Source organism: Maribacter sp. PR66, from assembly GCF_028464205.1.
Taxonomy (GTDB): domain Bacteria; phylum Bacteroidota; class Bacteroidia; order Flavobacteriales; family Flavobacteriaceae; genus Maribacter; species Maribacter flavus.
Genome location: NZ_JAQPCH010000002.1, coordinates 119,225 through 144,627, shown reverse-complemented (window position 1 = coordinate 144,627; position 25,403 = coordinate 119,225). Strand labels below are relative to the sequence as shown.

At 42.2% G+C, this 25,403-nt stretch carries 20 protein-coding genes; all 20 read right to left on the bottom strand.

The annotated features are described in order from the left end of the window. Positions 1 to 24: 24 nt before the first annotated feature. Entirely contained in the window at positions 25 to 1,275 is a 1,251-nt protein-coding gene (locus PP181_RS05510) for an ABC transporter permease (RefSeq protein WP_154917145.1), read from the bottom strand. Positions 1,276 to 1,389: 114 nt separating this feature from the next. After that, a complete protein-coding gene (locus PP181_RS05505; RefSeq protein ID WP_170257972.1) occupies positions 1,390 to 1,641 on the bottom strand; it encodes a hypothetical protein in 252 nt (83 codons plus the stop codon). An 18-nt stretch (positions 1,642 to 1,659) separates the two neighbouring features. Beyond that, entirely contained in the window at positions 1,660 to 2,154 is a 495-nt protein-coding gene (locus tag PP181_RS05500) for a DUF420 domain-containing protein (RefSeq protein ID WP_419776372.1), read from the bottom strand. Between the two features lie 43 nt (positions 2,155 to 2,197). Continuing rightward, complete coding sequence (locus tag PP181_RS05495; RefSeq protein WP_138258755.1) at positions 2,198 to 2,923, bottom strand: SCO family protein; 726 nt, start codon at positions 2,921 to 2,923, stop codon at positions 2,198 to 2,200. Further along, positions 2,923 to 3,555: a hypothetical protein gene (locus PP181_RS05490; RefSeq protein ID WP_138258756.1), complete on the bottom strand. Its 633-nt coding sequence runs from the start codon at positions 3,553 to 3,555 to the stop codon at positions 2,923 to 2,925. The genes PP181_RS05495 and PP181_RS05490 overlap by 1 nt, the downstream gene beginning before the upstream one ends. Positions 3,556 to 3,684: 129 nt before the next feature. Then, complete coding sequence (locus PP181_RS05485) at positions 3,685 to 4,068, bottom strand: cytochrome C oxidase subunit IV family protein (RefSeq protein WP_154917149.1); 384 nt, start codon at positions 4,066 to 4,068, stop codon at positions 3,685 to 3,687. Between the two features lie 30 nt (positions 4,069 to 4,098). Further along, on the bottom strand, positions 4,099 to 5,073 hold the full coding sequence (locus tag PP181_RS05480; protein WP_138258758.1) for a cytochrome c oxidase subunit 3: 975 nt from the start codon (positions 5,071 to 5,073) through the stop codon (positions 4,099 to 4,101). A 99-nt stretch (positions 5,074 to 5,172) separates the two neighbouring features. Next, complete coding sequence (locus PP181_RS05475) at positions 5,173 to 5,754, bottom strand: cytochrome c oxidase subunit 3 (RefSeq protein WP_154917150.1); 582 nt, start codon at positions 5,752 to 5,754, stop codon at positions 5,173 to 5,175. Between the two features lie 6 nt (positions 5,755 to 5,760). Beyond that, positions 5,761 to 6,660: a heme o synthase gene (gene cyoE, locus PP181_RS05470; RefSeq protein ID WP_272636284.1), complete on the bottom strand. Its 900-nt coding sequence runs from the start codon at positions 6,658 to 6,660 to the stop codon at positions 5,761 to 5,763. A 175-nt stretch (positions 6,661 to 6,835) separates the two neighbouring features. After that, on the bottom strand, positions 6,836 to 7,540 hold the full coding sequence (locus PP181_RS05465; RefSeq protein WP_138258761.1) for an energy transducer TonB: 705 nt from the start codon (positions 7,538 to 7,540) through the stop codon (positions 6,836 to 6,838). 62 nt (positions 7,541 to 7,602) lie between these two features. Beyond that, positions 7,603 to 7,959: a VanZ family protein gene (locus PP181_RS05460; RefSeq protein WP_272636614.1), complete on the bottom strand. Its 357-nt coding sequence runs from the start codon at positions 7,957 to 7,959 to the stop codon at positions 7,603 to 7,605. A gap of 34 nt (positions 7,960 to 7,993) precedes the next feature. Further along, complete coding sequence (gene gcvH, locus PP181_RS05455; RefSeq protein ID WP_154917153.1) at positions 7,994 to 8,374, bottom strand: glycine cleavage system protein GcvH; 381 nt, start codon at positions 8,372 to 8,374, stop codon at positions 7,994 to 7,996. An 88-nt stretch (positions 8,375 to 8,462) separates the two neighbouring features. After that, on the bottom strand, positions 8,463 to 15,680 hold the full coding sequence (gene sov / locus PP181_RS05450) for a T9SS outer membrane translocon Sov/SprA (protein WP_272636283.1): 7,218 nt from the start codon (positions 15,678 to 15,680) through the stop codon (positions 8,463 to 8,465). Positions 15,681 to 15,685: 5 nt separating this feature from the next. After that, positions 15,686 to 16,267, bottom strand: a complete 582-nt coding sequence (gene ruvA, locus PP181_RS05445; protein WP_138258765.1) for a Holliday junction branch migration protein RuvA — start codon at positions 16,265 to 16,267, stop codon at positions 15,686 to 15,688. Between the two features lie 67 nt (positions 16,268 to 16,334). After that, positions 16,335 to 18,629, bottom strand: coding sequence for an NADP-dependent malic enzyme (locus PP181_RS05440; protein ID WP_138258766.1), 2,295 nt, complete (start codon positions 18,627 to 18,629; stop codon positions 16,335 to 16,337). 103 nt (positions 18,630 to 18,732) lie between these two features. Further along, entirely contained in the window at positions 18,733 to 20,052 is a 1,320-nt protein-coding gene (locus tag PP181_RS05435; protein WP_272636282.1) for an MFS transporter, read from the bottom strand. A 172-nt stretch (positions 20,053 to 20,224) separates the two neighbouring features. After that, a complete protein-coding gene (gene queG, locus PP181_RS05430) occupies positions 20,225 to 21,151 on the bottom strand; it encodes a tRNA epoxyqueuosine(34) reductase QueG (protein WP_272636281.1) in 927 nt (308 codons plus the stop codon). 38 nt (positions 21,152 to 21,189) lie between these two features. Further along, on the bottom strand, positions 21,190 to 21,771 hold the full coding sequence (locus tag PP181_RS05425; RefSeq protein WP_272636280.1) for a c-type cytochrome: 582 nt from the start codon (positions 21,769 to 21,771) through the stop codon (positions 21,190 to 21,192). 35 nt (positions 21,772 to 21,806) lie between these two features. Further along, positions 21,807 to 22,373: a hypothetical protein gene (locus tag PP181_RS05420; RefSeq protein ID WP_138258770.1), complete on the bottom strand. Its 567-nt coding sequence runs from the start codon at positions 22,371 to 22,373 to the stop codon at positions 21,807 to 21,809. Between the two features lie 155 nt (positions 22,374 to 22,528). After that, the gene (locus tag PP181_RS05415) at positions 22,529 to 25,312 is read right to left on the bottom strand and encodes a hybrid sensor histidine kinase/response regulator transcription factor (RefSeq protein ID WP_272636279.1); all 2,784 of its coding nucleotides are present in this window, start codon (positions 25,310 to 25,312) and stop codon (positions 22,529 to 22,531) included. Positions 25,313 to 25,403 lie beyond the last annotated feature (91 nt).

Below are 25,403 nucleotides of genomic sequence, written 5' to 3'. Positions count from 1 at the left end.
TTATTTAATTGATTTCCCATCATCCTAATCATCCCGTAATGCTTCGATTACCTGTACGTTCACCGCCTTCCATGCCGGAAAGAAACCCGCGATTGCCCCGGCAAATATTAATAGGATCACTGTAGATAATGCCACATTAAAGTCCACGGAAGGATTCATAACATAATCCACCTCAATGTTTGGCCCAACAAATTCCAACAAAGCCATGCTAAAAATAAGACCAGTACATCCTGCCACGGCAGTAACAAATATGGCCTCGTGCATGATCATCCCAACAATGGACCAGGGTTTGGCACCCAGTGCCTTCCGAATCCCAATTTCGCGGGTGCGTTCCTTAACCACGATTAACATAATATTGCTTACGCTGACCACACCTGCGATTAATGTCAAAAACCCTACGGCCCAAAAGAAGAGCTCAATGGCCCTTCCCAAGGTATAGAATCGTTTGGCCTCCTGTATGGGATTGTATAGCCGTATGGCGCGTTCATCTTCAGGGGCCACACCGTGGTACAATTTTAGATATTCCAATAACTTGGTCGTAAAGGTATCGTTCATGGCAACGGTCTCTTCAAAAGAATCCATTTCCGGAAGCATAAAATTCAGGTTATTGATCTTATCCGCACCATTAAAGGCCAATTGTGCGGTCGTTACCGGAATAAATATTCGCTCCTCTTCACTTTCATTCCTACCGTACTCCCCGTATACACCCACAATCTTAAATCCGGCACCTGAAATCATGATGTACTCCCCAACAGGCGTTTCCAAATTTGAGAATACCTCTCTTTTAATTTTGTTGCTGATTACCGCAACCTTGGCATTTTCCCGAACATCCTTTTCGTTGATATACCTTCCCTCCGATAAAAATTCGTTCTCGATTACCTGAAGGTCTCCATTGGTACCGGCCACATTGTATACCAGTAGATCATTATTATAGACTACTTGAACATCGTTTGGAAAATACAAAACGGAAGCTTTTTCAAAATCTTGATCGAAAACTTTTGAGACCGTCTCGTAGTTTTCGTTTCTAAGTTGGATCCGCCGACCGGGATTCAGGCCTTTATACTCCATGGTCGTGCGTTGTGGCCAAACCCAGATACTGGTAGCTGCATCACCCTTAAACTCATTGTCAATGCCATTTTGCATACCTTGACCAAATCCTAATAAAATTACAAGGATGAATATGCCCGAAGCTACGGAAAGTCCCGTTAGAAAGGTACGAAGCTTGTTTTTTCGAATAGTATCGAAAATTTCCTGCCATCGTTCTAAGTCGAACATGTTGATTGGTTTTGATTGATGAACGTAATACAAGTATTACTATGGATAAGACTATAGAATACCTACAATGTTACACATTAGAACCAAAAAAAATGTTAAATCCTTAAAATTGAGTTAAGAACGCATTTTGCGATATACAAAATAGAATACGCCCGCTACAAGCACATAGGGGATTGCCATAAGATACACGATACCGTTATTGATGCCTTCTGCAGCCGTCCCAGATTCCTCGCTTTCCAGTACGGCACGGCACATGGCACATTGGGCCTCCAGTTGTGAAGGGAAAAGTGCCAATCCAATCACCAAAATCACAAAGAGGGCTTTGGTACTGGTTTTTTTTAAATTTATAAGTCTATACGGTTCCATGGAAAGCCTTTATTGAAATTAGTAAGCATAATAGGGGGATATCATGAGATAAACCACAACACCGGTGACGGCAACATATAACCAAATCGGAAATGTATATTTGGCCAATATTCTATGGTCCTCAAAACGACCCAGATATGCTTTGGCATACGTCCTAAGCACCAATGGAATTAGGGCAATGGATAATATAATATGGGTAATCAATATAAAATAATAAACATAGGAAAGCACACCTTCTCCACCATAGGGTGTTGAATCTGAAGTCATATGATACAGAATATACATGACCAAGAAAATAAGCGACAATCCAATATTGGTCGTCATGAGCTTTTGGTGAAGGGACTGTTTGCCATTTTTTATCGCCCAAACGGCCACAACGAGCAATACTGCCGTAAGTCCGTTTATGGTCGCATAAATGGGTGGCAAAAATGTTAACGGGGCCACATTGGGAATTTTAATCCCAAAAAGCAATGCTACCACAATAGGAATCACCACAGATACAACGGTAATCATCCTATTAAATTTTTTCTCCTTAAGTGCGATATTATTCTCCATGTTACTCCTCCAATAATCGTTTTATGTCCTCCTTCAAAATACTTATCTGTTCCTTTTCTCCTTCGCTATTTTCCCCCATGGCTTCAGTAATTGCACCACGGTAATACACAATAGGGTTTCCAAAGGCATCTTTTCTGGAGCGTATATATCCCTCCTTATCAATTAGTGCGAACAACCCGGAATGTTCAAATCCACCGGGGGCATCGGGCATTTCAGCTGCAAAGATATTGAATCCGCTATTGGCCAAGTCATAAATCGCTTCCTTGTTTCCGGTCATTAAATGCCAATCCATATGGGTAATGCCATACTTTTCGGCATATTCCTTTAATACCTGTGGCGTATCGAAATCTGGGGTGATACTAAACGAGGCTATACCAAAGTTTTCATTTTGCTGAAATTCATTCTGTAATACGACCAAGTTTTTGGTCATAATTGGACAGATACTGGGACATCTTGTGAAAAAGAAGTCGACAACGAAGACCTTTCCCAAATAGTCCTTATCGGTTATTACCAAACTATCCTGATTTATAAATTGAAAGGAAGGCACCTTACGCTTTTCACCGTTCAATAATACATACCCTAAGGTTCCCTCTGCCGAAGCGGTATTCATGCGATCATTTTCCACCACATCGCCTGATTTTAATCTATTGACAATTTTAGGGATAAATATTATCCCGAATATCAGTATGATAAGCGAAACCCAAACGTAGGTATATTTTTTGTTCATTAGTTTTTTCCCTGTAGGTTGTTTTCCTTTCTGGCCATCCTGTATTCCGCCAAGATAATCTTTACATCATCGACCATCTTATTGTTCAAATCAGCAACAGAAGCGGTGTTATACCCATATTTAAAGCCCTCGTCCTCATCATTGTTTCTTCCTCTCAGATGTAACTGCTTGTCCACTATAAACACAAATGGAGAACTAAGATCGCTTTCAAGTTTTTTATCCGTTCCCAAACTTTCGAATAAACGTGTAATGTCTTGATCGTCCAAAAAAGCGAAATTCCACTTATCAGTTTCATCCAAGTTGGACAGCTCCTTTTTTAAATTTGAAACCGCTACTTCGGTTCCTTTAGGGACAACCATTAAAAACTGAAAATCATCGAACTCATGGAAACGTTTATAAATTTTCTGGTTCAAATTGAAGGCATTACCCTTTCTACCCTCAACATTTTTACCTAAAAAGCCCAATACGGAGATTTTTTCCGAAAACATGGGATTTCCACTATTAAGCGGGATTTCCATGATACCCTCCTTAAGTGATGGCAACCTACCAAAATTGGTGACCCCGCTGGCAAAGAACAAATAGGCCACGATGGGTAAAACGAACAACACAACAAGAACAAAAGTCTTTTTCATGCAACCGATATAAACAGATCTTATGTTAGGTGAACCATTGGTTAAACCCATTTTGAAAACAATACAAAAATAAAAAAGACGGTTGGCAAACCGTCTTTCAATTTTGTTAATTAAATTCTAAGGCAATCGTTAGAAGTTCCATTTTACAAATCCATCCTTGTACACATCGAACACATAATTCCCCTCTACCAATAAAATGAAAGCCAGATAAAGGACCAAAAAAACGGGTGTCCAAACAATGGCTCTTCTCAAAGCACTTTTTTCGTCTCTTAGGTGCATAAAATCCCAAGAGATGTAATAAGCTTTTACCAAGGTCAGGATGATAAAAATCCAGTTTAACAATTTCATACCAAGTACGTAGGTGTCGGTTAAAAACTCAGGTTTGAAAATACCCAAAACAACTTCTACCGCAGTCACAAGAGTAAGAAATGCCAAAACGCCCCAAATTTTCTGGGTATTGGACTTAAACTTCCATAACCCCCTAAAAATCTCTAATTTATGTTCGTGTGCCATAATATCTATCTAAACTTAACCTGAAAATTTTTAAACCAAATAAAAGAAGGTAAATACGAATACCCAAACCAAATCTACAAAGTGCCAATACAGACCAACTTTTTCTACCATTTCATAGTGTCCCCTTCTTTCATAGGTTCCCAAAATGACATTGAAGAAAATGATAAGGTTAATAACTACGCCAGAGAATACGTGAAAGCCATGAAAGCCCGTAATGAAGAAAAAGAAATCGGCAAAGAGACGGCTACCGTATTCGTTGTGAATCAAATTGGCACCTTCTACAACTTGGGAGGCATCGGCCAATTTTGAAAGGGATTCCTGTCGGCTTAAAACAACTTTCTCACCTTCTTCATTAATTGTTTCCGTTTTAATCGCCAAACCGGGATTTGCCTTAAATCCTTCAATTACTTCATTTACCGTGAAACTTGGCATAGTCCCTTCTCCATAGAACCAGATACCATTACTTTCCTCATGGGCGACACGCTCGCTTGCAATACTTTTGGCGAAATCGGCCAAAGCAACCCTTTTTCCCGTTTCGGCGTCCACAAACTGTAAAATTCGGCCACCCTTGGTCTCAATAGCACCATAATCCCCTTTTATAAAGGTCGCCCATTCCCAAGCTTGTGAACCTACGAATATGGCACCTCCAATAATCGTTGCGAACATATACCATATAACCGCATTTTTCTTCATTCTATGACCTGCATCCACGGCCAAAACCATGGTTACGGAAGACATGATCAAAATAAAGGTCATGAAGGCAACATAAATCATTGGGTAATTACCATGGAAAAAAGGAACGTGCGTAAATACTTCGTCCGCAATGGGCCAGGTTTCCATAAACTTAAAGCGGGAAAAACCATATGCCGCCAAAAAACCAGAAAAAGTAAGCGCATCCGAAACCAGAAAGAACCACATCATCAACTTCCCGTAGCTAGCGCCCAAAGGCCTATTGCCACCTCCCCACACGCTTTCTTTAATTTCCGTAGTAACTGTCGTATCCATAGATTTATAAATCGTTTTAATAAAACATTGGCAAATTTACATTTTTTTCAGCTATATAAAAGCTTGAATCAGATTCAAAACCAATTTTGTTTCAAAATATTATTTTACGAAGATCATAAACAACAAAAGGTAAATCCATAGCAGGTCCAAAAAGTGCCAAAAAGTGGCACCCAAGGTAATTCCCAAATATTCATCTTTTGAATATTTCCCTTTGTATTGATTGTACAAAACCACCAAAAGGGAAATAAGGCCCGCCACTACATGGACAATATGCACCATGGCTATTAGAAACACATAGGACATCTTAATGTTACTTGTGGGCCCCGTAAAATAATAGCCCTCAGCCACCATCTGGGAAAACCCATAGAACTGCATAATTATAAAAGCGATACCTAAGGCCAACGTTGCCAATAGCCAGGTGGTGCCCCTTTTACCATTACCTTGCTTTACCGCATTTTTTGCAAATATATAGGTGACACTACTGGCGATGATTATGGACGTACTTACATAAAAAGCCGAAGGAAGATGAAGGCTGCTCACCCAATCTTCTCGGGAGCTACTAACAATATACGCACTGGTCCATCCAGCAAAACCCATCAACAGGCTCACCATCCCGAACCAAAGAATCATCTTTTTGGAACGGTCCCTTTTTTCCTTTTCAGTACCCGTGGTCAAATCCATATCAGACTAAATAAATTTATCGATTACGTATATTATTTGCATTAGTGTAATATAGCTTACACTTGCCAACATTAGTTTTCTAGCGGTTGCCGTATCCCTTTTGATATACAGCCTAAACGCAAAAAACAACATTACCCCGCCCATAAGAAATATGAGTATTGCAGCCGGAATGGAAAGGGACAGTCTTCCTGTAATCCCAAATACGGGGATTACGGATATGACCATCATCCATACGGTATACATGATAATCTGTAATGCCGTACCCGCATCCTTTTTACCTGTAGGCAACATTTTAAAACCTCCTTTTTTGTAATCATCGTGCAACATCCAGCCTAAGGCCCAAAAATGGGGAAATTGCCAAAAAAACTGAATCATGAACAAGGTTCCCGGCTCGATTCCAAATTCGTTCGTAGCGGCGACCCAACCCAACATAAATGGAATGGCGCCCGGAAAGGCTCCTACAAAAACAGCCAAAGGCGTTTTGGTCTTTAGAGGGGTATATACACTTGTGTACAGGAAAATGGAAATAGCCCCAAACATGGCCGTTTTAGGATTGAGAAGGTATAGAGTTACGATTCCCAACAGGGTAAGTGTAACGGCAATGGTCATCGCCATAGAAACCGACACTCTTCCCGCTGGTATGGGCCTGTTCCTAGTCCGTTTCATCAAGGCATCCAAATCCCTTTCAATGACCTGATTAAAAGCATTGCTCGCCCCTACCATGCAATATCCTCCAAAGGCCAATAAGAAAATAGCGCTAATGGTTACTTCGTAGGCACCTAAAAAATAACCGGCAACAGAGGAAAACACTACACTAACCGCCAGTCTTACTTTGGTAATCTCCTTAAAGTCAGCAAAAATCACTGCCAGTGTGTTGTCTTTTGCCATACGGACCGCCGTCTTCATCCTTACACAAAAATTGGAATGCAAAGATACTCTGACAATCATTGCCCTGCAAACCCTGATATGGATTTTAAGGAAAACTTAGAACTGTATCAAATACTGATTGAAAAATCTAAAGCTATTCCAAAAAAAAAAGGTCCGAACGAAGTTCGGACCTAAAAATGATTTTTATATCTTGTTATTGTAACTTAAAGTTAATAGGAATACTAAAAGGTACACGAACCGCTCTACCTCGCTGCTTACCGGGAGTCATTTTAGGTAATTTACCTATGATTCTAGCAGCCTCTGCCTCCAAATTTTTATCCGGCCCACGCATTCTAATATTACCAATACTTCCATCCTTTTGGATTGTAAACATTACGCTTACCCTACCTTGTATACCCATTTCCTGGGCAATTTCTGGATAACGGAAGTTTTTACTGATGTGTTTTTGGATCATTGAGTTGAAACAGGCCCTCTTGTCGCTTTCATTTTCACAACCTGGAAAAATAGGTACATCTTCAATTACGGCGAAAGGAACGTCCACATCTTCCACTTCTTCCTCAACCACTACATCCTCCACTTCAATGATTTCCTCTTCTTGACTTGTTTCAGTAGACTCGATAACGGTTTCCTCAACTTCTTCCTCATCTTCCACGACTTCAATGATTTCAGGAGCGGCTGGTGGCGGTGGCGGTGGCGGTGTCTTGATCTGCTCCGTCATGGGAACTTCCTCATCCAACAAATCATCCACATTCATGGAGATGTCATAATTATTTACTTCGTCGTACGTTTTCCATTCAAATGCTACATAAGTAAGTAACATAACAGCGAAAAGACCTATAACAAAGTATAAGCTGCTGTTTTTAGTCAAATCCGCCTTTGGATTCTTTTTAGGTTCCATATCTCATCATTTTAGTGTTTGCTAATTTAATTAATTAATCCTTAAAGATGCAATTAAAATTTTCATTTTAACGACCCACCTTTATAAATAAGGCGTTTTACAAGCATCAATCCTACAATCGCCCCCATGGAATTGGCCAAAGCATCCATGATATCTCCTTCTCTGTTTACGGTAAAGGTATACTGTAATACTTCAATAATCATGCCGTAGATAATAGTAAAAGTAAGCACTCCCCACAGTACGGTTCTTAATTTCAACCTTGGTAAAAAATAGTCCTTTATCGCAAAAAATGCTGTCAGGAACATGACCAAATAAAATACAATATGGACTAGCTTATCAAAATGGGGAATCCTAAGGGCGAAAGATCCCATTTTCATGCCTTCAAAAGAAAATAAGCTGGAAAAAGTGACGAACACCATCCAGCTTATAAAAAGTACTTTATAGAAGAGCTTCTTAAGCACCAATCACTTCCTTATACTCCGTATCACTTAAAAGTGTCTCTATTTCTGAGCTATCTGAAAATTTAATCTTCACCATCCAACCCGCTCCGTAGGGGTCTTTGTTTACGACTTCGGGTTCATCTTCCAACGCTGTATTGAATTCAATGATTTCTCCGGACAAGGGAGAAAAAAGATCAGATACAGTTTTTACTGCCTCAACGGTTCCAAAAATAGCTTCTTTATCCAAAGTCTCATCCAAGGTATCCACTTCTACATAAACAATGTCCCCCAATTCTCCCTGGGCAAAATCCGTGATGCCTACCGTAGCAACATCACCTTCGATTCTAACCCATTCGTGGTCCTTGGTATACTTTAATTCTGCGGGTATATTCATAATCCTAATTTTTGATAGGGCACAAATGTAAATGATTCCCTAAAGGAATTCAAAAAAATAATTTCAGTTACTAAATATCTCGATTTGACTAGTTGCCAAAGTTATACCGCAATGTAAACCCGGCATTCACAGTAGTCTGCGGGAAGGCCGTAGAAACGGCAAATTGTGAGAAGTTGTGATCGTAAAAGAACAAAACGTTCAATTGTTTGCTTAACGCGTAATCCGCCCCAAATTTAATGGACAATAAATTTTGACCCGAAGTAATCTGGTTGTTGTCAATATCCAAATTCCGAATAATCGTAATATTGTCCCTAAGGCTAACATCTGCCTTTAAGTTCAAATCACCTTTTAGACGGGTCTTGTTCCCTCCTATGTTGGTCACAAATTGCACATCCTTAATCCTATAGCCCAAACCTACGGTGTATTCCTGACCGTTTATTTCCGTCATCAGGTTGTTATCAAAACTCAAGGAGAGCGTACGGTCCGTACGGACTTCCGCCAATACACTAACGGAATTCTGCATTTCAAAATCCAGTCGCACCAAGGGATTGAACTGATCGGTGAGAACCACATTGTTCAGAATCAAATCTGGAAGCACATCCTGATTTTCAGTGTCGATTGCGGGAATACCATCATTTATCAATTGCTCCTTCTCCAAATTGGTCTGGAAGGAATTGATACTGTACGAGGCCCTATACCCATGCTGGATGGAAAAACGCTTGAACTTTTTCTTGAACCACTTGTTCTGCATGAGTCCCGTATACTTAATGTTCCAATTGGGAATGGGAATCTGCCTAAAAACATCCAGGTTAACCCTGTTCACATCCTGACCTGTATAGGCCGCAAAGAAGGCCGGCAACAATACATCCTGCTGGGTCTTTCCGTACCGCTGTGGGAATCCATCCTCGTCCAGAGTGCCAGGATTCTCACCCCGATCCGATACCAACCGATTCGCAATGGTAAGCCTGTTTTCCTTGAACTGTTCAAATGTGGCCGAATCAAACTCATCACTCTTGCCAAAGGCTGTGCCTATCATCATGGTAGAAATACTAAAACTGCCCAATTGGTTCTGGAGTCCGGTCCTATTGTCCAACAAGGCTTCCAAATCATAATTCTCCTGTATGCTACTGGAGTACTGCCTATCGGCTACCAAATCGATGGTGATATCCCTAGTGGGCTGGGCCGTGGCCGTAATGTTCAATTGCTTGTTGGTCCTGCGGATGAATTGATCATTAAAATCCGAGAAAGCGGTCAACCAACCATTTCTGGCGGCCTCGAAACGTACATCTGACTGGCTACCCAAAACAAAACCGAGCGTAGGTCTGGTAGTCCCTATAAACCCAATAGACTGGGTATAACCGGGAAGCACGGTTCCATTGTTCTCGTTGTAGTTGATGTTCAAACGTTTTACCATCGTAACTACATCCACCACCGTATTGAACAAGCCACTCGTTTTTGGCTTTACCTTTTCCTCTACCTTTTCTGCTTGGTCCAGGATACCTGGACGGGGAGGTGCACCTCTTTGGGCCGTTGGGGCCTCCCTCTTCTTCAGGCCGATGAGATCGTAGAACTTCTGCATGGTCAAGGAAGCGGTCAATGCGTGGGTGTTGGCATTCTGAACCGTATTGATACGGGCATTGGGATCATTTAATGCTTCCTGTGCTACCTCAGCAAGGGCGTCCCCGCCACGTTGCCAATCAAAATTACTGGTGTAGCTGTACTGCGCATTGATAAAGTCCAAAGCCGGTATTTTGGCAAAGGGCACTTCATAGTTCAACTGTATCTGCTGCGAATGTCTATTTGGCTCGCCCAAATCAAAAAAGCCGTCCCATAGTTCAAGGGTCTTGTCTATTTCAGACCGTGGATTCCCATCTTCTTCAAAATAGTTACGGACGATGTTATTGTTCGATGCCGTCATATTGAAACGCAGGGACTTGGTCAGGTTGTAATTGACCGCGTACTGCCAATTGAAAAGGTAGTTCCGTTGTTGTAACTCTGGTAATGGTAATCTATCTACGCCTTCTTCCCGTACGTCCCTAAATCGCTGGGCGTTGAACTGTCTATTGATATTGGAATTCACAGAAAAACTTGCCGGTAGCAGGTTCAAGTTCAAATCCTTTAACCATTTCCAGTACTTGCCCGTAAACAGGGAATCCTTTTTGGCAAAGGGAGCTACCTCCACCGGGTCGAAACTATGGTTATAGACAAAACCGGCATTAACGGATTGATCCCGAAGTTCCGCAATTTCAAAATCCCGATGCTCCGTTTCGTTGTAGGAGTAATTAAAGGTAAAGTTCTCAACATCGTAGAAATTGGCATCGGCCTCTTCACCTCGATCTTTTCGAACCCCTATAAAATTGATGCTGGTCCGCTTGGTATAGTCCTCGGCCTGCTCACGTATTTCATCCGCCGTTTGCTGGTCCGGTGCTGCATCGATTAAATCGTTCAACTTTAAGTCATCATAGACCGGGTCGAATTCCGGAGTAATCAACTGCTCCGATATTCCATAATTAAAGGGTAATTGTATGCCCCATTTCTTGGGCAATAATTGGCCCACGTTTACATTGGTCACCACATCATAACTTGTGGCGTCCTCCCGGGCCCTTTCGTTCGGCATTTGGTCAATGGACCCAAACCCGGAGGTACTTTTGCTGCCCGTAGCGGTTACGTTCGCAAAATCGGCCATGTTCGCATCCACAGCGGCTATAGCGGCCCAACCTCCATTGTTGTCCAATCCTGCCAAACGAAGTTCGTTGAACCAAACTTCTCCCCTTGCCGGTAAAATATCCTGGTTTTTGATACCTACCATCATACTACGGATACTACCCAAGGACGGATTTCCCTTAATTCCGATACGCATGCTACCCGGTGCCCTGTCATCAAACTCGTTTACGGGAACGACTTCCCCGTTTTCCACCTCAAAATAGCGAACCTCACTCAAATCGCCCCCCTGTATCCAAACCGACTTCACCTTGTTCAAATCGCTCAAGGCAATATTCATTTCGTTGACATCGGGCCATATTTCACTCTCCGAAGCCGCTGTAAACGGAGTAAACTGCAACGGTAGTTCTATTTGGTAATAATTTTGGGTAAAGTCCGTACCAATACGTAAGAAACCTACTAGAGGTGTGGAACTGTCCGCATAATCGCTATCCACGATCTTCTCCGCGTGCATGAACATTTTAATCTTTTGATACTGACGGATGTCGACGTTCAAATTTTTGAACACTCCCCTGGAATCTCGAGGTTCCAATCCTTCCACGACCAACGATAAAGACTGCTCGTTCTGCCTGATGATGGTATTGTTGTTGTTCAATTGCTCCCTGGCAACACCTGGAGGCAATACATAGGGAATAGGAATCCTTCCGCTGTTTTCCTCTATATTTACGGTGTTCACCTCCAAGGTGGTCCCATCGTCCGCGGGATTATCATCGACCAGCGGATCTTGCAATGTCTTTAAGTATGTTCTCCAATCCCCACGTACCAAATCCAGCGTCGCAAACCGAAGTACGGTTGGTCCCGTGAATCCTGTCATATACATACGCATGAAACTGATCGACCTGAAATCCGTTATACCGCCTACGGCATCGGTAAAATCGGTCAGCGGTATTTTATACTGGATCCATCTTCTGTTCAATTGTGTTCCGTTGGGAAGTTCAGGGGTAATGCCTTCTTTGATATCGGTTACATATTTATCATCGATGGTCGTTCCCGGTTTGATTTGTATACGGTATTCATAATAACTATTAACCGTATTCATGGTCAAATCCCGGTCCACATCCTCTACATCGGGCAATGTGGTAGACCCCCTATTGGTATTGGTGACTTGCACGGGCGAGTTTCCATCGGGGTTATTAAAATCCAGATACCGCTCCAAAATACCGCCCTCCCGGTTCAAATAGTACTGATAGTTGTCCAAGGCCGGATCCGGTCCTGGATTGGCATCGTAAATGGCGGCTTCGGCTTCATCGTTCAACCCATCAAATCCCAAATCCTGTAAGGTCCTGTTCGTTTCGCTCGCATCAAAGGCATAAACCAAGGATTGGGTTGCGGGCACCTCGCCCCAACTAGTAGGCGCTACAAAATCATTACTTTCCACACCGGGCAATCCATTTTCATATTGTTTTTTGCCGTCCCGTAAAATGTCTTCGGATATATTTCCCAAGTTCAACACCAACTCCCCGGGACTTGTTGCCTCCCCGTCCACATACGGGTCCAACACCCAGAACTGCACGAATTCCACATTGGCCTGTTCAAAGTTGGTACTGCTCAAGGAACGCATAATACCCCCCCATTTTTGATCTGCTTGGGTACCCTGAAAGTCCGGATTGTTATTGTACGGGCCTTTTTGATTAGGATAATAGGCCATATCCAAAGTTCCCTGAACCGTAGTCTGTCCTTGGGCTATGTCTATTTGAGGAAAAACCTCATCTATGAATACCCTACGCGTAGGATTGGTAGAAATATCGTTATCCGTAATGGCGGAAGGTCTTTGGTTCGTATAAAAAATAGGGTCGATGGTATACCAAGCCATTTTAGCTCGGCCGTAGCCGTTTTCAAGGTTTGCCGGATCTTCCGGTGAAGTTCCTATCAACTGCCCGCCGGGCACAAATTCCAAAGGGGTACTGGCCAAGGTCCACCCCAAGGAACCCCGGATATCGATCAAGGCTTGGGCCCCTTCAAAATCATCAAGGTAGGTGGTGGTTTCCCCTTGGAAATCCGCATTCTTGGGCGAATTGGGCTTTAACCATGCCACTTCTGCCCTAACCGATACATTGGAAGGCACATCAGTATCGATGTTGGGTAATTTGTTCGCCATTCTGGTCAACCAAGGTACTTCGGTCGAAAAATTACCATTAAGCCCAAAAATGGTATTGTTTACAGGTTCTATTCCAAAATTCGACTTTTGGGTCAGGGGACGTTCATTCAAATTCAATAATGTTCCACCCAGTACAAAGTTTTTGTTGAACTGATGTTCCAAATTGACCCCTGTGAAACGTCTTGTCTGCTGGCCAAATACCGCATTGTTCTCTACCGATATATTGATGGGCACATTGGAAGCTTCCAGACTTGGATCTAAGATCTGCACGGTTCCCGCCTGATAGTTCACCGTATAATCGATTCCTTCCTGTAATTGTCTGCCACCGGCTGTAACAGTTACGGAACCTCGGGGCACGTTGAAGGCACCAATGGGAATACCGTTGTTCCCCTCGGATTTGTATCTACCCTTTAACAGGAACTTGTTTTTTTCTGGATCCTGAAGCGCTGCCGCCTTGGTGGATTCGTACATATCCCTGAAGACATATTTCTCCTGATTGTCATTATAGGAAGCAGCATTTTCGTAATCTCCCGTACCGCTGTCCAAGGTTTCGAACAGGTACTCCCCAAAAGGTTCCACCTTGGTAAAAATGATTCGGCCTCCTTGAATATCCACCGTTATACCTGGATAGAAATCAAAAAATCCGTCCCCGCCAGGCTGTACGTCATTATAGACATTCAATCTGTCCAAATTGAACACGTCCAAAAGGATTCGGTCTTCCAAACCTTCCGGCCAACCAGACCCTGGCCCTTGTACCACTGGAGTAATATAGTTCCTTGGTGTAGGATCGGAATACAGGATATTCATCTTAAAATCATCCTCGCTCAACCGAAATGCGCCCGTGGCATAAATATTCTTCATCATCAAATCCCAAATAGGATCGCTGACATTGGTAATATTACTTTTCAATAGTTTTAACACCAAGGTATTGTTCTCAATTATGGGCGTAGCCCCACCTGAAATGGTGGTCGCATCCACACCTCCGTTAGCAAATTCACCTACCTGATAAACGTTACCGTCAAAGGTGTATTGATAGGCGACTGCCAACACTTCATCGTTGCTCAACCGTTGGTTCAAGGAAATGTATCCCAATTGGGTGTTGAAATCATAATCCCGTCCCTGCTCCAGTTTGCGGGCATTTTCCAAAATAGCGTAATCAAACCCTTGATTGGCCTGATAGCCCGCCACAACCGAATTAAAGCCTTGCTCGACCGTGGCTATTTCCCGAATATTGTCGTTCAACGCGCCTCCACCTGTTGTGATCAATGTAGGGTCATAGGCATTTGCCCCATTTCTAGGTAGACCGTTCAAAGAGGATGTAAAAAATCCGCTGGATGCGTCCCCAGCAATCAATCCTATTCTAGTCTTTTCCTCATCGGTTGCGCCAGAAAGTGGGTCTCCAAACCTAGTTTCCCCCAAATCCTGCAACGCTACCACATTACGTACGTTCAATGTTTGCTGACTCCTGTTGGTGACCCAAACTTCCAAACGGGTAATCTGTATCTTGCTCTGGATAAAGGGATACTTTTCCAAAGCCCTGTCATAGTTATCCCGAAAGTACTGCGCCAAGAAGAAGTGCCTGTCCTCATCATAATCCAAAGCAGTTAAGGAAAACTCATTGATGGTACCACCGCCCTGGGCCACTACCGTATTGTTCTGGGAGCGCTGTTCTGAAAAAACCGCGGTGACCGTTGTTTTACCAAACTGTAATTGCGTCTTTACCCCAAAAAGACTTTGTGCCCCTTGTATCAAGGAGCTGTTCAAAGGCATGTTGACGTTACCTACTTCTATTTTTCTTAAGATATCATCCTCGGTTGGGGTATAGTCCAACTTTACGATATTCTGGAAATCGAAAGTTGCCTCTGTATCATAATTGGCATTTACCTGTAAACGCTCCCCAATCTTGCCTAACATACTTAGACTGATGCGCTGATCAAAATCAAAGGACAGGTTTGTCCTATTACGAGGCGATAGGGAGGGGTTATCATTTTTTTGCCAGATGACACCCAAATCCATGGCAACGGAACCTTGCGGGATTACCTCAATCGTATTCCCGCCAAAAACCGATTGAAAAAAATCATTGTTGATGTAAAAGTTGGGCAAAAGATTTCTTCGGGCTTCCTCGCTTCCGGCCTTCTTACCGGAATACGCATCGGATTTTTCCTTGAAATAACTTTTGATTCCTTGTTTCCGGACAAGTTCATAGTATTCATCAGGGGTAAGGATTATAGGGTAGCCAATATTGAAATCGCCGATACTTTCATTGTAGATATATCGGTCCAAATTTGGATCATAAATATATTTGGAAACGATACTGTCTGGATTCTCCAATACGATCCTTCCCAGATCGTAGCCTGTCTTTACCGAATCCAATTCCTGTTCATCCGTTTCCTGGGCCATGGAACGTTCCACAAAGCCAATGAATACAATGAATAGGAAAATACCCTTAAAAGAATTTTTAAGTTGTTTAAATGCCCCTTGTTTCAAACTTGCTATAAATTTTTCAGCGCCAGTTTTATAATGTTCTCTACGCTTAAAGAGGGGTCTTGGGAAATAACCTTATCTACTACCTTTTCAGCCTGTCTTCTAGCAAAACCCAGAACCTCTAAAGCAGATAACGCTTCATCCTTATTTGTATTGTTTGGAGTTAAGGAAACTTCATCTATATCGTAGACTTTTAAAATCTTGTCGCGCAGGTCCAGAATGACACGTTGCGCAGTCTTGGCACCGATGCCCTTTATGGCCTGGATAGCCGGCACGTTCCCATTGGCTATTGCATCCCTGATTTCGACGGGTGACATTGAGGATAACATCGTTCTGGCCGTACTAGATCCTATCCCAGAAACGGATAACAACAACCTGAAAATCTCCCTTTCCGATTTTTCCGAAAAACCGAAAAGGGTATGGGAATCCTCTTTGACCTGAAGATGGGTATAAATATTCACCAATTCGGCATCCGGCAATTTAGAAAAAGTATGCAAGGATATGTTTACGAAATAGCCCACCCCGTTGCATTCAACAATTATATGGGTAGGGTTCTTTTCTATTAATTTCCCCTTTAAATGGTGAATCATTTATTTTGGTTGTTGGTTGTTATCCGCTGTAAATTATATCCTCAGAGACCAAGTAATTATTAAACCTTTATTTTGTTATTTTAGCCTGTTTTCTTTTTTCCCTCTCTTGGGCATCAATGACCGCAACGGCCGTCATGTTCACTATTTCCTCAACACTTGCACCTAATTGCATTATGTGTACAGATTTTCGTAATCCCACCATAATGGGGCCGATGGAATCTGCCTTGTTCAATTCCTTCAGCATCTTATAGGTTATATTGGCCGATTCAAGATTTGGAAAGACCAAAGTATTTACCTTTCTGCCCGCCAGTTTGGAGAAAGGGAACTTACTTTCATGAAGCTCCTTGTTCAATGCGAAATCCATTTGTATTTCACCATCGACCACTAAATCTTGATTACTTTGATGTAGAATTCGTACCGCCTCACGCACCTTTATGGCGTTTTGATGTGGCGAAGAACCAAAGTTTGCATAGCTCAAAAGTGCGATTACGGGATCAAACCCAAAGGTAGTGGCCACATTGGCGGTCATTTGCGTAATATCGGCCAACTCTTCCGCATTTGGGTCGATATTTATTGAAGTATCCGCCAAAAAAAGCGGTCCTCTTTCCGTAATCATAATGTTTACTGTGGCAACCCTCTTAACACCAGTCGCCCTACCAATTACCTCCAAAATAGGTTTCACTACGGTAGGATAGGCCCTGGAATATCCTGAAATCATACCATCCGCATCCCCTTCCAGTACCATCATGGCTCCAAAATAGTTCCGCTCCCTCATTTTTATTTTAGCGCTATACAAGGTAGTGCCTTTCCTTTTTCTACTTTCCCAATACTTTGTGGCATATCTAATATGCCGCTCGTCAAATTCGTCGGATAAAGGATCTACAATTGGAATATCGGCATCAAATTCCAGTTCCTTCTTCAACTCCAAAATAATATCCTTTCTACCAAGTAGAATTGGTTCCGCGATACCTTCTTCATATACGATCTGTGCCGCTTTTAGGACATCCAAATGATCCGCTTCGGCAAAAACGATTTTTTTGGGATTTGATCGTGCCCTGCTGTGCAACAAACGAACCACTTTGTTATCGTTTCCTGAACGCAGCATCAATTCTTCCCTGTACTTGTCCCAATCCTCAATGGGTGCCCTGGCCACACCACTATCCATAGCGGCCTTGGCCACGGCCGGTGGTATCTCGTGTATCAATCGTTGATCAAAAGGTTTTGGGATGATGTAGTCCCTTCCGAAGGTGAGTCGGGTTTCCCCATAGGCGATATTCACCTGTTCCGGTACGGGCTGTTTTGTGAGTCGGGCCAAGGCCTTTACGGCCGCCATCTTCATTTCTTCATTGATCCCAGTTGCCCGCACATCCAAAGCGCCCCTAAAAATAAACGGAAATCCCAGCACATTGTTCACCTGATTGGGGTGATCGGAACGGCCCGTGGCCATGATGATATCCTTTCGGGTCTTTATGGCCAGGTCATAGTTGATTTCCGGATTAGGATTGGCCATGGCAAATACAATGGGGTTGTCCGCCATGGAAAGTAGCATTTCCGGAGTTACAATATCTGCTATGGAAAGCCCGATAAATACATCGGCCCCAACCATCGCTTCCTCTAAAGTGTCTATTTTTCTATCCGTAGCGAATTCCTTCTTGGCTTCCGAAAGGTTTTCGGCATCCTTTCTAATAACCCCCTTGCTATCCAACATAACTATGTTCTCCGCCCTTGCCCCAAAGGCCTTGTAAAGCTTTGTACAGGATACGGCGGCCGCCCCTGCCCCACTGACCACGATGGTTACGTCTTCAATTTTTTTCTTTGCAAGTTCGAGGGCGTTCAGGAAAGCGGCCGCGGAAATTATGGCCGTGCCGTGCTGGTCATCGTGCATTACGGGGATATCGAGTTCCTCCTTTAACCTTCTCTCGATTTCAAAGGCTTCGGGAGCCTTAATATCTTCAAGGTTTATTCCCCCAAAAGTTGGGGCAATCATTTTTACGGTTTCGATGAACTTATCCACATCCTCCGTATCCACCTCGATATCGATTCCGTCTATATCGGCAAAAATCTTAAAGAGTAGTCCTTTACCTTCCATTACGGGCTTGGAGGCTTCCGGCCCTATATTGCCCAATCCCAAGACAGCGGTGCCGTTGGAAATAATGGCCACCAAATTTCCTTTTGAAGTGTATTTATAGACGTTCTCTTTGTTTTTAGCAATTTCGAGACAAGGCTCCGCTACTCCAGGGGAGTAGGCCAATGCAAGATCGCGCTGCGTACTATAGGGTTTTGTGGGTACTATTTTAATCTTTCCTGGCTGTGGTTTGGCGTGATAGACCAATGCCTCCCTTCGTTGCTTTTCCTTGCTCATTTTCTGGGAATTTAAATAACAAATGTAAAGGTATTACAGAAAACCTGATGAAAAAGAGGCCTTTTTATCGAAAGTATTATAGATTAATAAATGAATCCCTAATTTATAAATCGACAAGGATTTTTGCTTTCCCTACATTCAATCGCATAGCCAAGAAAGCTGCAATGATAAAAAAGGTACCTGCGAAAAGCATTGCGTTAATTGCCTCACCTCCCAATAGGTATTTATAAATTGGACCGAAAGTGAGCGTTTCTATACCCATAGGGATAACGATCATCATGTTTAAAATCCCCATATAGACTCCCCTTCTTTCCTGAGGCACTACCTTAGAAACCATTGTATAAGGTATGCCCATCATGGCCGCCCATCCAATTCCGAACAATACCATGGGCGCCAATACCAGTAACGGGTCATTAATAAACGGAATGGAAAACAGGGCAATGGCGGTTCCGACCAAACTATAGGCATATACCTTTTTGCCTCCAAATCTTAAAGTCAAGGGCACTAATCCCAGAGCTACCACCATGGTTACTATGTTGTAGGTAAGGCTCATTTGTGCCGACTGCGAAGCAGCTTCCGAAGTGGAATACCCCATAGTGCTTTTGAACAAGGGGGTAATATATTGCCAGTAAACAAATAAAGCATACCATTGGAACAGATAAACCGCCCCGAGTTTCCATAGGAAAACGGGCATGTTTTTTACCGCATCCTTTATTTCGGCAAAAGGTGTAGCAATACGGGCTGCCAAAGGTTTCTTCTTGGCGGAGTTTATCTCCTCCAGTTCTTCGTCCGATGGCGGTATTTCCGGAGTTTTCAATACCGACCATAATATCGTAGTTATAGAAAGGATACCTCCTATGTAAAAGGAATAATACAACCACGTAGGAATGGAGCCCGCCACTTCTACCGATTCATCCCCGAACAAATACTGAAAAAGAACGATGGACCCGTTCGCCAATAAGATACCCGCACCTACAAACAAACTTTGCATCTGATATCCAAGGCTGAACTGCTTTTCTGGAAGCTTGTCCCCTACAAAAGCCCTATAGGGCTCCATGGCCATGTTATTACCCACATCCAAAATCCAAAGAAGGCCTACAGCAAACCAAAGAACCGGACTTGAAGGAAACATGAACAAACATATACTTCCAATGAGTGCGCCTATCAAAAAGTAAGGCTTTCGTCTTCCCCATCTTGGAGACCAGGTCTTATCTGACATGGCGCCAATTATTGGCTGAACCACCAATCCTGTTACCGGTCCTGCGATGTTCAATATCGGCAACATTTCTTCTGGCGCCCCCAAGTAGAGAAAGATGGGATTGATAGCGGTTTGTTGAAGGCCAAAACTGTATTGAATGCCTAAAAATCCCACATTCATATTAAATATCTGCCAGAAGCTAAGACTTGGTTTGGTTAGTTGCATACAATCTGATATTTGATTTTATAGAAAGTAATTACGGGATTGACAAAATACAACAATCCCTTTTTTTGAATCCTCATAAAAAGTCGTCTAGCAATATAGTATAATTAACGAAAAGTAAATATAAATAGAAGGATAATTAGAAATCAAAACCCAGCTATAACGTTGTAGTGGTTTAGGACTCTTTTTGTAGAAATTCAATGTTCCTTTTCAATCCAGAAAATTTGGTCCTTTTCACAGCCGATTTTTTGAACACTTTTTTAAAAACGTCTTCCGTTATCTCCTCCCAGTCCTTTTTGGTCATGGACAACAACTCCGGATGCGGATTGAACAAAGGTTCCTTATGTGGTTTTGAAAACCGATTCCATGGACATACATCCTGACAAACATCGCAGCCAAAAATCCAATCGTCCATTTTAGCTTGGAACTCGGTCGGAATTTCATTTTTGAGTTCTATCGTAAGGTAGGAAATACATTTACTGCCGTCCACGACATAGGGTTCTATAATAGCTTGGGTGGGACAGGCATCGATACAGGCCGTACAGGTCCCGCAATGATCCGTAACAGGTGTGTCGTAATCCAATTCCAAATCGATAATAAGCTCTGCTATAAAATAAAAGGAACCGACCTCTTTCGTCAATAGGTTGCTGTTCTTCCCGATCCATCCCAAACCACTTTTTGCTGCCCACGCTTTGTCCAAAACCGGTGCTGAATCAACAAAGGCACGCCCTTTCACCTCACCGATTTCTTCGGATATAAAATCATGCAATTGCCTTAGTTTGCCTTTGATCACATGATGATAATCCTCACCATATGCATATTTGGAAACCTTTAAGGTGTCTTTTTCTTGAGTTTCTTGTGGAAAGTAATTCAACAACAAGGATATCACTGACTTGGCCCCGTCCACCAGCAAGCGAGGGTCCAGTCGTTTATCGAAATGGTTTGCCATGTACCCCATTTCCCCGTGCATGTTTTTTTTCAACCAGCGCTCCAGTCTTGGGGCTTCCTGTTCAAGAAACTCTGCCCTGGATATACCACAAGACAAAAAACCGAGGCGCTTGGCTTCGGTTTTTATTCGCTGTGATAATATACTTCTGTTCATATTCCGAAGGTACATTAATTTTAATTTAAAATAGTTAATCAGGAAGTAGGCGGTATATAGACCGGCACAACATTTTCAATAGGTTTTAAAGATTTTAGATAGGCAAAAATCGCCTCGACATCCTCATCATTCATACTTCTGTAGGCCTCTACGGGCATTGGAGGCATAATTGGTCTAGAACCATCCAGTCCCTTATATTTTCCCTCTTTAATTGCCTTCTTGAATTGGTCTAATGTCCAGCTTCCTATACCTGTTTCATGAGGCGTAAGGTTACCGGCATAGCTGGTTCCCCAAGGTCCAACCGCAGCCGTTAAATCCCCTGCAAACAAAGCCCAAGGGCCTAAAGGAACATTTTCAGGGATTGGCGGTAAAGCTCCGGAACTGTCAAATCCCATCATGTAACGGTCCATGTCCGGCACAGGACCCATTGCAGTCATTTTCTTGGGCGTATGGCAATCTGCGCAGCCAATTATACTTACCAAATACTCACCTCGCTCTTCTAAATTCACCGTTTTAACGTTTGCTTCCTCTATTACTGCGACCTTCTTTTCCTTAGGCCGGTTGCACGAGGCCAATATCAATACCGAAAAGGTCATGATCGCGATTAATTTATTTTTCATCTTCTTTCTTTTTTGGTTGTTAAATCCGTATAGGCCTAATTATCGGAAGGGTCACTAAAAGGCACATTAGGGTTAAATTCTGCAAATACTCCATTGGGGTTCTCTTCAACGATCCAGGCGTGAAGTGTCCATGAACCTCCCGCCACATTGGGATTGTCATCCCAGTGATCCGCGTCTCCCACAAAACCTTCTGGGGGTGTAGGAGAAATAGCCTTTGGAACCGCGTACTCGACACCTACCAATTTTAGCTGACCTTGTTCATTGGGCACGTACAGGAGAATTTCTGGTTTTTCCATATCAAATTCACCATCGATAAGTCCTACATTGATATAATGGAAGCCCATGTTGGGAACATATATAGATGGATTAAATGGATAAGGATCGGCATAGCCTGCCTTTTTCGCCTGTTCAAAGCTGTGATAGCGCATGGTTGCTCTATTAACTTTTTTCAATTGGGATTCCAATGTTTCCTTCTTTGCTTTTACGGATACCAATTCAAGCTCGTTTTCTGTAGTAGTAGTCTCCTCTTTTGAACAGGAAGTAACTACTATGAGTAATAATAGACTTCCTAAACTTGCAATTGTGCCTTTTAATGTTTTCATAACGATACGATTTAAATGAAATATTATATGTCCTTTGGGGAACAGTATCGCTAAGGTCAAAAGAAGCTACATATGTGTTTGACAAAAATGTCGCATATCTTAACAGATTTGTCTCACCTAAATAAAAACATTGATTATCAATAACTTAAAAGCCTCTAATTTCTAATGACGGCCACTTCGCTTGGAGAGATTCCAAACTTTTCCTTAAAGCTCTTGGCAAAATATGAGAGATTGGAAAAACCAACACTATACGCAACTTCAGAAACATTACCAGTACAATTCTGTAAAAGTTTAAATGCGCTATTCAAACGAATTTCGGATATAAGCTGATTGGCAGATTTATTTGTTAACGCCTTTAATTTGCGATGTAATTGGGCACGACTAAAACCCACAGAGCTGGCAAGTAGCTCTACGGAAAAAGAACAATCTTCCAGGTGTTCGTTGATGACCTTAAAAACCTTTTTAAGAAATTCATCCTCCATTGAATTTAAGGAAAGGTCGTCCACCAGGAGACCATCTAACTCCTTCACCTTTATCCAAAGCTTTTCTCTTAAACCTATTAGATTTTTGATTCGTACCAAAAGCTCATCGGAAGCGAAAGGTTTGGTTAAATAGGCATCGGCACCCTGATAAAGTCCTTGCATCTTATTGTCCTGGCCGGCCTTGGCGGTCAGTAATATAATGGGGATATGACTCGTCTTGCTATTCGTCTTTAACGTGTCACATAAGGCAAATCCGTCCTTTTTGGGCATCATGACGTCACTAATGATAATATCCGGTATTTCAGTCGTAGCAATCCTCTCTCCTTCCTCCCCATCCTTAGCAAGTAAAATTTCATATTGTTCCTCTAAAATGCCGCCCACATAACTTCTTAAATCTTCATTATCTTCTACGATCAATGCAATTGGCAAATCCCTTTTGGACCTATTACTTCCTTTTTCACTAAGCGTGGTAAATGTTTCAAAATACCCTTCTTCAGTATCTGTTGGTGCTTGGGCCTCAACTATCATGGCTGATTTGGGGAGACCTTCCAAAGTAATGGGTATTTTTAAGTAAAATGCGGTGCCTTTCCCTAAGGAGCTTTCTACCTTTATTTCTCCCTGATGCAATTCGACCAACTCCTTTGTCAATGCAAGCCCGATTCCAGAACCATTACGTTCAGAGCCTTCCACTCTATAAAACCGATCAAAAACATTGCCAATATCTTCTTTTGAGATTCCATTACCAGTATCTGAAACAGAAAAGTCAAGATTGCCGTTATTAAAATCAACATTGACGGTAACCTTTCCCCCTTGGCTGGTATACTTGAATGCATTGGATAACAGATTGTTGACTATTTTCTCCAACCTATCAGCATCGAAATAGCCAATTTCCGAATCTGAGCTGAACGTTACCTCATAGAAAATACCGGCACGTTCCGCGGTGCTTTCAAATGAATAGACCATCAATTTTAAAAATGGTATAATATCATTTTTAGTTAGGGAAAGTATTGTCTTCCCACTCTCCAATTTGGAAAGTTCCAATAGTTCATCGACCAAGGATTGCAAACGGGAAGAATTTCTTTGCACAATATTAAATTCCGTTTCACTTAAGGTCACGCCTTGTATCTCATTGTCCTTTTGCACTCTTTTGGCATTTTCCAGGGGCCCCTGAATCAAAGTTAGCGGCGTTCTGAACTCATGACTAATATTGGTAAAAAATCGAGTCTTTAGCTCATCTAAATCCTTCATACGAAGAATCTCAGAACGCGATTTTTCCGCTTCCACTCTTTCATTTTCATTTCGTTTGGCTATAGTTTGACGCCTATACGCAATACCGAAGGAATATATAATAATTTGTAGAAAAATACCCGTGGCATAAGGGTCAAGTCTAAATGGGGGATTCATCAAGTCCATTGACCAAAGTGTTCCTATTACGAGAGCAATACTGGCGACAATAGAACCAATTCCAAAATATCTGGCGAATGCATCATTCTTAAGCGCAATAACAATTGACACTATCAAGCTAGCAACGGCATAAACATTTAGAAAAACATAATGAAAACCTACCCCGGTGAAGGATGTTTGGGGTTCTAATAATAGAACGTAAACAGTTGTTAAAAGTATCTCCACCAAGATGAACAATGCTAGGCCTAGCATCACTCTGTCCAATATTGGAAATTTGATTTTGGAATCTATAAACGCCCTACCAAAAAACCAAAATGAATAAAAAATTCCATTTGCTATTAGTAACCATGTTATGTAGCGAAACTTAGCCAAACCACCAATGATAAACCCTACGGTCATAGCCTGGGTTAGGGTACAAAAAACCAACCAAATACAGAACCAAAGAAAAATAGGTTCCCTCAAATAGATGTACTGCAAAAAATGATAAAGCAATATGATGAACGTAACACCAAATAAAAAAATATTGAAACTACTGTGGTACTGGTTAAACTGATGGTAATAGGGTTGATCAGGGCTTCTAGCAGTCAAATTGAAATAGGCCGGATATCCCATAGCATTGCCTTTAACCTTGATTATCACTTCTACAACCTTATTGACGGGCAGTGAATCTAAGGTAATCGCATTCATAATCCAATTACCCTTATATGTCTTTTCTTTCTTTGGATATTCGACTCCCGTTTTTTGATGGAATATAAATTCCTTGTCTACATACCCATAGACGTCAACGGTTCCATTACTTTTAGTCCATGCCGGTGGACCGATCATTTTATCTTCAAAATGCAAGGTCCAGCCAATTAATGGTTCTTTTGTTTTTAAGCTGAGTTTTCCCCAATAGGTGGTTCCAACCTCTAGATATCGGGGCAATTCATCTCCTTGGAGAAAAGAGAGGGTGGTATCGGCAACAATCTTTTTGGGTGTAAAAACATCATTGATATCCGGATACACCTTTAGAACGTGATCGAGGGAATGGACCGGATATAATGTGTCCAGCACATAGACGTTTTCTTGTGAAAAGATTAATCCTGAATTGATAAGGCAAAGAAAAAGGGTATACTGAAAGAAACGCATCTATTGCAAACCGATT